The sequence below is a fragment of the Caulobacter sp. CCH9-E1 genome (assembly GCF_001556515.1).
Taxonomy (GTDB): Bacteria; Pseudomonadota; Alphaproteobacteria; order Caulobacterales; family Caulobacteraceae; genus Caulobacter.
Genome location: NZ_LSJA01000135.1, coordinates 1 through 7,064 on the forward strand (window position 1 = coordinate 1; position 7,064 = coordinate 7,064).

9 protein-coding genes are annotated in these 7,064 nt (G+C 68.6%); 8 read left to right on the forward strand and 1 reads right to left on the reverse strand.

Annotated elements, in window-relative coordinates:
* Positions 1-156: 156 nt before the first annotated feature.
* The 5 genes from rplK (at position 157) to AX690_RS09355 (ending at position 3,395) form a co-directional block, all read left to right on the forward strand.
* On the forward strand, positions 157-588 hold the full coding sequence (rplK, locus tag AX690_RS09335) for a 50S ribosomal protein L11 (protein WP_066685934.1): 432 nt from the start codon (positions 157-159) through the stop codon (positions 586-588).
* A gap of 5 nt (positions 589-593) precedes the next feature.
* Positions 594-1,280 (forward strand): 50S ribosomal protein L1, encoded by a 687-nt coding sequence (gene rplA / locus AX690_RS09340; RefSeq protein ID WP_066685931.1) that lies wholly within the window; start codon positions 594-596, stop codon positions 1,278-1,280.
* A gap of 267 nt (positions 1,281-1,547) precedes the next feature.
* Positions 1,548-1,787, forward strand: a complete 240-nt coding sequence (locus tag AX690_RS09345; protein ID WP_066681532.1) for a type II toxin-antitoxin system VapB family antitoxin — start codon at positions 1,548-1,550, stop codon at positions 1,785-1,787.
* Entirely contained in the window at positions 1,787-2,182 is a 396-nt protein-coding gene (locus tag AX690_RS09350) for a type II toxin-antitoxin system VapC family toxin (protein ID WP_066681531.1), read from the forward strand. Before AX690_RS09345 ends, AX690_RS09350 begins: the two co-directional genes overlap by 1 nt.
* Before the next feature lies 1 nt (position 2,183).
* The gene (locus tag AX690_RS09355; protein ID WP_066730329.1) at positions 2,184-3,395 is read left to right on the forward strand and encodes a TIGR03862 family flavoprotein; all 1,212 of its coding nucleotides are present in this window, start codon (positions 2,184-2,186) and stop codon (positions 3,393-3,395) included.
* Positions 3,396-3,437: 42 nt separating this feature from the next.
* Here AX690_RS09355 and AX690_RS09360 read toward each other — a convergent pair whose 3' ends face one another.
* Complete coding sequence (locus tag AX690_RS09360) at positions 3,438-4,784, reverse strand: HIT family protein (protein ID WP_066686471.1); 1,347 nt, start codon at positions 4,782-4,784, stop codon at positions 3,438-3,440.
* Between the two features lie 488 nt (positions 4,785-5,272).
* On the opposite strand from AX690_RS09360, the gene rplJ reads away from it, so the two are divergent.
* The 3 genes from rplJ to AX690_RS09375 all read left to right on the forward strand — a co-directional run.
* Positions 5,273-5,791 carry a 50S ribosomal protein L10 gene (gene rplJ, locus AX690_RS09365; protein WP_066686473.1) on the forward strand — a complete coding sequence of 173 codons (519 nt, stop codon included), beginning with the start codon at positions 5,273-5,275 and terminating at the stop codon, positions 5,789-5,791.
* A 44-nt stretch (positions 5,792-5,835) separates the two neighbouring features.
* Entirely contained in the window at positions 5,836-6,219 is a 384-nt protein-coding gene (gene rplL / locus AX690_RS09370; protein ID WP_066686474.1) for a 50S ribosomal protein L7/L12, read from the forward strand.
* Between the two features lie 212 nt (positions 6,220-6,431).
* Positions 6,432-7,064 (forward strand): YCF48-related protein (locus tag AX690_RS09375; RefSeq protein WP_231732156.1); only part of this gene is annotated, 633 nt, incomplete at its 3' end.

The following is a 7,064-nucleotide window of genomic DNA, read 5'->3' on the forward strand; positions in this document are numbered from 1 at the left end:
CCTGCTACACGCCCCGCCTCGCTCCCGGACCCCGCGTCCTGGGGCGCGCTCGTCGTTTAGGCTTCGACCTCAGCAGCGAGATCAAATCCGTGGAAGGGTCGCCAAGCCCGCACCACGGCTCACCAGCGAGGGCTCTCGCCCTCACGAGAGGATAGTATGGCTAAGAAGATCCTGGGCTACATCAAGCTCCAGGTGAAGGCTGGCTCGGCCACGCCTTCGCCCCCCATCGGCCCGGCTCTGGGTCAGCGCGGCGTCAACATCATGGGCTTCTGCAAGGAGTTCAACGCGCGCACCGAGAACGTCGAAAAGGGCACCCCCCTGCCGACCGTCATCACGGTCTATCAGGACAAGTCGTTCACCTTCGTCACCAAGACGCCCCCGGCCACCTTCTACCTGAAGCAAGCCGCCAAGATCCAATCGGGCGCCAAGCTGACCGGTCGCGAGACCGTCGGCCAGATCTCGCGCACGCAGCTGCGTGAAATCGCCGAGAAGAAGATGAAGGACCTGAACGCCAACGATATCGAGGCCGCGGCCCGCATCATCGAAGGCTCCGCCAAGGCCATGGGCCTGAAGATCGTGGAGGCCTAAGAGTCATGGCTAAGCAACCCAAGCGCATCAAGGCCTGGACCGGCGATCGCGACGCGACGCACGCTCTGGAAGCGGCCATCAAGCTGGTCAAGGAAAACGCCAAGGCCAAGTTCGACGAGACCATCGAGATCTCGGTGAACCTGGGCGTCGACCCGCGTCACGCCGACCAACAGGTCCGCGGCGTCGTGAACCTGCCCTCGGGCACCGGCCGTGACGTCCGCGTCGCCGTCTTCGCCAAGGACGCCAAGGCGGCCGAAGCGACCGCGGCGGGCGCCGAGCACGTCGGCGCCGAGGATCTGTACGAAAAGATCAACGGCGGCTTCATGGACTTCGATCGCGTCATCGCGACCCCGGACATGATGGCCCTGGTCGGTCGCCTCGGTAAGGTGCTGGGCCCGCGCGGCCTGATGCCGAACCCGAAGGTCGGCACCGTGACCCCGAACGTCGGCCAGGCCGTCAAGGACGCCAAGGGCGGCGCCGTCGAGTTCCGCGTCGAAAAGGCCGGTATCGTCCACGCCGGCATCGGCAAGGCCTCGTTCACCGAGGACGCCCTGCTGGTCAACGTCAAGGCGCTGATCGAAGCCCTGAACCGCTCCAAGCCCTCGGGCGCCAAGGGCGTGTTCATCAAGCGCGTCGGCCTGTCCTCGACGATGGGCCCGGGCTTCAAGGTCGACATCGCCTCGATCGGCTAAGCCTAGAGCTTTTCAGTAAAGCGTAAGCGGACGGGCGCTGGAGCGATCCAGCGCCCGTTCTGCGTTTGGAGGGGCGTCCCTCTCCCCTTGCGGGAGAGGGTGGCCCGAAGGGCCGGGGGAGGGGTCGCGCTCCGCTATCCCGATACGCCGTTCAACTCCTCATCCGTCGTCCTGCGGCCGACACCTTCTCCCGCAAGGGGAGAAGGAAGCCCCCACATTGTTCCTCCGGCTAGCCGATGTTACATTCCGTCTAGACGGAGCCCCGCCATGCCCTTCCACGTCCGCGATCCCGAGACCGACGCCCTGGTGCGCCAGTACGCCGAGGAAAAGCGCGTCGGCATCACCGACGCCATCAAGCTGGCCGTGACCAAGGCCCGGGAAGCCGACCAGAAGGCGCGCGAGGAGAAGCTGGCCAAGGCTCGCGCGATCTGCGCCGAGGTCGCCAGCTGGCCGCGCACAGGCCTGAAGGCCGACAAGGCATTCTTCGACAGCCTCAACGACGAGTGATGTTCGTCGACGCCTCGGCCTGGACGGCCATGCTGCTGGAAGAGCCCGAGGCCGAGGCCTTCAGGGTCAAGTTGGCCGACGCTCCGGTTGTCCTGACCTCGGCCGTCGCCGCCTGGGAGACGGTTCGGGCCGTCGCTCGGGAGACGGGCCGAGACCTGAGCGCCGCCTCCAGAAGGTTCGATAGCCTGCGATCCGCGTTCGATACGTCGCTCGTCGCCATCGCTGAAGCCGAGTACGCGCTCGCCCTCGACGCCCACGCCCGCTACGGCAAGGGCGTCCACCCCGCGCGGCTGAACATGGGCGACTGCTTTTCCTACGCCTGCGCCAAGGTCCATGGCGTTCCGCTGCTCTACAAGGGCGAGGACTTTTCCCTGACCGACATCGAGGCCGCCTGACATGAGCGACGAGCGCATCCTCGACGTCGCCGTGATCGGCGGCGGGCCGGCGGGGCTGATGGCGGCCGAGACGGTGGCGCGGGCGGGCAAGTCCGTGGCCGTGTTCGAGAAGATGCCGACCTTCGGCCGCAAGTTCCTGATGGCCGGGCGCGGCGGGCTGAACCTGACGCATTCGGAGGACTTCGACCGGTTCGCCCGGCGCTATGGCGAGCGCTCGCCGACGCTGGCGCCCATGCTGGAGGCCTTCACGCCGAAGGACCTGATCGCCTGGGCGCAGGGGCTGGGGCAGGAGACCTTCGTCGGGGCCAGCGGCCGGGTGTTCCCCAAGGCGATGAAGGCCTCGCCGCTGCTGCGCGCCTGGCTGGCGCGGCTGGAGGGGCTGGGCGTCGACTTGAGGCCGCGCGCGACCTGGAAGGGCTGGGACGCGGTCGGCCACCTCTTGATCGAGGACCCCGACGGCCGCCACGTGGTGCGGGCCCGCGCCACCATCCTGGCCCTGGGCGGCGCCAGCTGGCCCAAGCTGGGCTCGGACGCGGCCTGGGTCCCGCTGCTGCGGGTCGGGGGGACCGAGATCGCGCCGTTCCGCCCGGCCAATTGCGGCTTCGACATCGGCTGGAGCGCCTTCTTCGCCGAGCGCTTCGCCGGCGAGCCGCTGAAGAACGTGGCCTTGAGCCTGGGCGAGGCCAGGTCGCGGGGCGACGCGATGATCGCCCGCTACGGCCTGGAGGGCGGGGCGGTCTACGCCCTGGGCGGGGCGGCGCGCGACGCGGCCTTGGCCGGCGGGGCGACCCTGACCGTCGACCTGCGCCCCGACCTCCCGGTCGAGACCCTGGAGCGCCGGCTGCACGCCCCGCGCGGCGGCCAGACCCTGACCAACTTCCTGCGCAAGGCGCTGAAGCTGTCGCCCGTCGAGATCAACCTGCTGCGCGAGGCGCACGGCGTCGACCTGCCGCAATCGCCGGCCGTCTTGGCGGCGGCGATCAAGGCCGCGCCGCTGGCGGTGACCGGCGTCCAGCCCCTGGACCGCGCCATCTCGGCCGCCGGCGGCGTGCGGTTCGAGGGGCTGGACGGGCTGTTCCTGAAGGGCCGCCCGAACGTGATCCTGGCGGGCGAGATGCTGGACTGGGAGGCGCCGACCGGCGGCTACCTGCTGCAGGCCTGCTTCGCGACGGGCGTGGCGGCGGGGCGGGCGGCGCTGGGAAGGCTGGGGTAGGGGGGCGGCGTACAAAATCCCTCTCTCAAAGAGAGAGGGATTTCATTTCATCGCCGCCCGGATCTTCGCCGCCATGGCCTCCAGGTCCTTCGGATCGGCCGGGGCGTTCTCGGCCAGGTAGGCGGGCTTGCCGGCGATGCGGGGGATCACGTGGACGTGCAGGTGCGGCACGCTTTGGCCCACGCCATTGTTCTGGATGATCATGAAGCCCTCCAGCCCCAGGGCCTCGACCTCGGCGCGGCCGACCTTCTGGACGACGGCCATGACCTTGGCGAGGTCCTTCGGATCCATCTCCAGGATCGTGCGGGCCTTCGAGGTCTTGGAGATCACCAGCACGTGGCCAGGCTCCATGGGGGCGCGGTCCATGAAGGCCAGGACGTCGGCGTCCTCATAGACCTTGTAGGCCGGCAGCTCGCCCCGGAGGATCCTGGCGAACGGGTTCTGCGCGTCATAGGCGGCGGCCAGCGGGATGCGGGCCCCGGCGGGCGTGATCGTGGGATCGAACCGCGCCAGCCAGCGCAGGACCTCGCTTTCCAGGGCGATGCGCGAGTCCGAGAAGCTGTGGTCGGTCGGGTATTGGGCCTCGACGACCGTGTCAGGGTGCGCCTCGCGGGCGGCCGTCGCGATGGCGGCGGTCATCTGGCCGATGCCGCGCTCGGCGCCGATCATCAGCACTGGGCGGGCGGCGATGGTGCGCGACAGGGCGGCGAGGTCCAGCTTGGCCCGGTCGCGCTCGACCTCGGCGATCAGGGCCTCGGGGCTGGTTCCGGCCAGGGGCGCGGTGTCGGGGCGGATGTCCTCGGCCAGGGCCTTGGGGGCGAGGTGAACGAAGCGGGGGTCGCCGCCGATGTTCCAGGCGTCGATCAGGATGGTCCCGGCCACCGCCGAGGGCCGCGCGGCCGAGGCGCTGGCGGCCATGAACCCGCCCATGCTGTGACCGGCGACGACGATGCGCTTGGGGTCGATCCGGTACTTGGCGAGGTTGGCGGGGGCGGTGAGAAAGTCGACGGCGGCCTCGGCGTCGGTCCGGGCGTGGGCGAAGCTGAACGCGCCCCCGCTGCCCCACGATCCGCGATAGTTGATCCGCAGCACGTTCCAGCCCGTCCGGCGCACGGCCTGCATCAGGTCGACATTGGTCTCGTTGCCGGGGAAGCCGTGCAGGAACAGCATCGTCGGATGCGGCTGCTCGCCCGAGGCGAGATACATCACCGCGTTGATCTTGGCGCCGGCCACGTCGATCTGGAACGCGTCCAGCGCGGCGGGATGGGCCTTGTCGCGCGGCGGATCGGCGACCACGGCCCTCGGCGTCGGCGGCGCCTTCAGCTCGGCCAGGGCGGGCGAAGCGACGGCTAGCAGAAGCGCGGCCAGGGCGGCGGTGATGCGGTGCATGGATGGGGTCCTGTTGGAAGCGCCGCACTATTACCCTTCTCCCCTTGCGGGAGAAGGTGTCAGCGGAGCTGACGGATGAGGGGTTGAAAGTGGTGTCCGACAAGTGCGCGCGACCCCTCACCCGACCCGCTGCGCGGGCCACCCTCTCCCGCAAGGGGAGAGGGGATGGGGGTGGGTGTTGAAATCCCCGCCATCTTCGTCTATACGGCCCGCCTCTTCGACGGAGTCCGCTCCGCTGGAGAACCTGTTTGAGAACTGCGGGGCGTGGGGTCACCAACGCCGTAACCGGGGAAGAGCCCTTCCTCGCCGTCGGGAGACAGGGATAGAGACGCCAAGTCCTCCTGCTCGTGGCTATAGCCCGAGACCGGAGCGCGGCTGACTTTCCTTGGAACAGGCATATGCGACTCGCACGCGGGAGCGATCCCGCATGGGATGCGCATCTGGCTGCCGGAATGGTCCGGCCGCTGCTAACTGAGTAGGAGACCGCAATGGACCGCGCTCAAAAGCAGGAGTCGATTGAATCGCTGAAAAGCGTGTTCAACGACGCCGGCGCTGTCGTCGTGACCCACTACATGGGTCTGACCGTTGCGGAAATGACCGACCTTCGTCTTCGCCTCCGCAAGGAAGGCGCCGCGATCAAGGTTGTGAAGAACACCCTGGCCCTCAAGGCTCTGGACGGCAAGCTCGGCGACAAGGGCGAAAAGCTCTTCACCGGCCCGGTCGCCATCGCCTACGGCCCGGACGCTATCTCGGCCGCCAAGGTCGCGGTCGCGTACGCCAAGGAAAACGACAAGTTCAAGCTCGTCGGTGGCGTCCTCGATCAGACCAACGTGCTGGACGAAGCTGGCGTGCGCGCTCTGGCGACCCTGCCGTCGCTGGACGAACTGCGTGGCAAGCTCATCGGCCTCATCCAGGCTCCGGCGACCAAGATCGCTGGCGTCCTGCAGGCCCCGGCTGGCCAGCTGGCTCGCGTTTTCAACGCCTACGCGACCAAAGACGCCGCGTAACGGTCATCCCCGCATCTATCCCAATCTCTCTAAGGAACTGACACATGTCCAAGCTCGAAAAGCTGGTTGAAGAACTGTCCACCCTGTCGGTGCTGGAAGCCGCCGAACTGTCGAAGCTGCTGGAAGAAAAGTGGGGCGTCTCGGCCGCCGCTCCGGTCGCCGTCGCCGCTGCTGGCCCGGCCGCCGCTGGCCCGGCCGAAGCTGCTGAAGAGCAAACCGAGTTCACCGTCGTCCTGGTCGACGGCGGCGACAAGAAGATCAACGTGATCAAGGAAGTCCGCGGCGTCCGTCCGGACCTCGGCCTGAAGGAAGCCAAGGACCTGGTCGAAGGCGCTCCGCAGAACGTCGTCGAGAACGTCTCGAAGCAACAAGCCGAAGAGATCTCGAAGAAGCTCACGGAAGCCGGCGCCAAGATCCAAATCAAGTAAGTCATTCCACGCGTCAGCGTGGAGGACTTATCCCGGCGAAAGCCGGGATCCAGGATCTGCCGAAGCGGCCTCGGAGGGAAACCTCCGGGGCCGTTTTCTTTTGGGCGGTGCTCAAGAAACCCTCTCCCGGCGGGAGAGGGTTTCGGTTCGCGACCCTTGCGCTTCCCGCCGTTTCGCCCGAAGCCAAGGTCATCGACCAAGGGGGCCGCTCCATGAACCGCAGAGACGTCATCCTCGCCGGCGCGGCCGCCCTGGCCGCCACGCCCGCCTTCGCCGCCAAGGGCCTTGGCGGCATCCGCATCCCCGCCTCGGAAACCGACAGCGAGCTGCGCGGCCTCTCGCCTACCGGCGGCAAGACCTATTGGGCCTCCGGCTCCAAGGGCTGGATCATCCGGGGCAAGGACGAGCGGCAGGACGCGATGCGGATCGTCGGGGCCGAGGGGCTGGACTTCCGGGGGCTGCACGCCTTTTCCGACGACCACGTGCTGGCGATGAGCGCCGGGCCCGGCCAGGCCTCGCAGCTGTGGCGCACGACCGACGGCGGCAAGACCTGGAAGCAGGTCGCGGTGAACCGGGATCCGAACGGCTTTTGGGACTCGATCGCCTTCGTCGACGGGCGGCGCGGCTTCATCCTGGGCGACCCGACCGAGGGCCGCTTCACCGTGCTCTACACCGCCGACGCCGGGAAGACCTGGGCGCGGCTGCCGCCGGAAGGCGTGCCGCCGGCGGCGGACGGGGAGGGGGCTTTCGCCGCCTCGAACGGCTGCGTCGCCATCGGCCGCCGGGGGCAGGTGGCCTTCTGCACCGGCGGGGCGGGCAAGGCGCGGGTCTATGTCTCGCAAGGC

Bases quoted from the DNA above. Each gene is read 5' to 3' on its own strand.
- AX690_RS09350 (WP_066681531.1), top strand. From the start codon at position 1,787: ATGTTCGTCGACGCCTCGGCCTGGACGGCCATGCTGCTGGAAGAGCCC.
- AX690_RS09355 (WP_066730329.1), top strand. From the start codon at position 2,184: ATGAGCGACGAGCGCATCCTCGACGTCGCCGTGATCGGCGGCGGGCCG.
- rplL (WP_066686474.1), top strand. From the start codon at position 5,836: ATGTCCAAGCTCGAAAAGCTGGTTGAAGAACTGTCCACCCTGTCGGTG.
- AX690_RS09345 (WP_066681532.1), top strand. From the start codon at position 1,548: ATGCCCTTCCACGTCCGCGATCCCGAGACCGACGCCCTGGTGCGCCAG.
- rplA (WP_066685931.1), top strand. From the start codon at position 594: ATGGCTAAGCAACCCAAGCGCATCAAGGCCTGGACCGGCGATCGCGAC.
- rplJ (WP_066686473.1), top strand. From the start codon at position 5,273: ATGGACCGCGCTCAAAAGCAGGAGTCGATTGAATCGCTGAAAAGCGTG.
- rplK (WP_066685934.1), top strand. From the start codon at position 157: ATGGCTAAGAAGATCCTGGGCTACATCAAGCTCCAGGTGAAGGCTGGC.
- AX690_RS09360 (WP_066686471.1), bottom strand. From the start codon at position 4,784: ATGCACCGCATCACCGCCGCCCTGGCCGCGCTTCTGCTAGCCGTCGCT.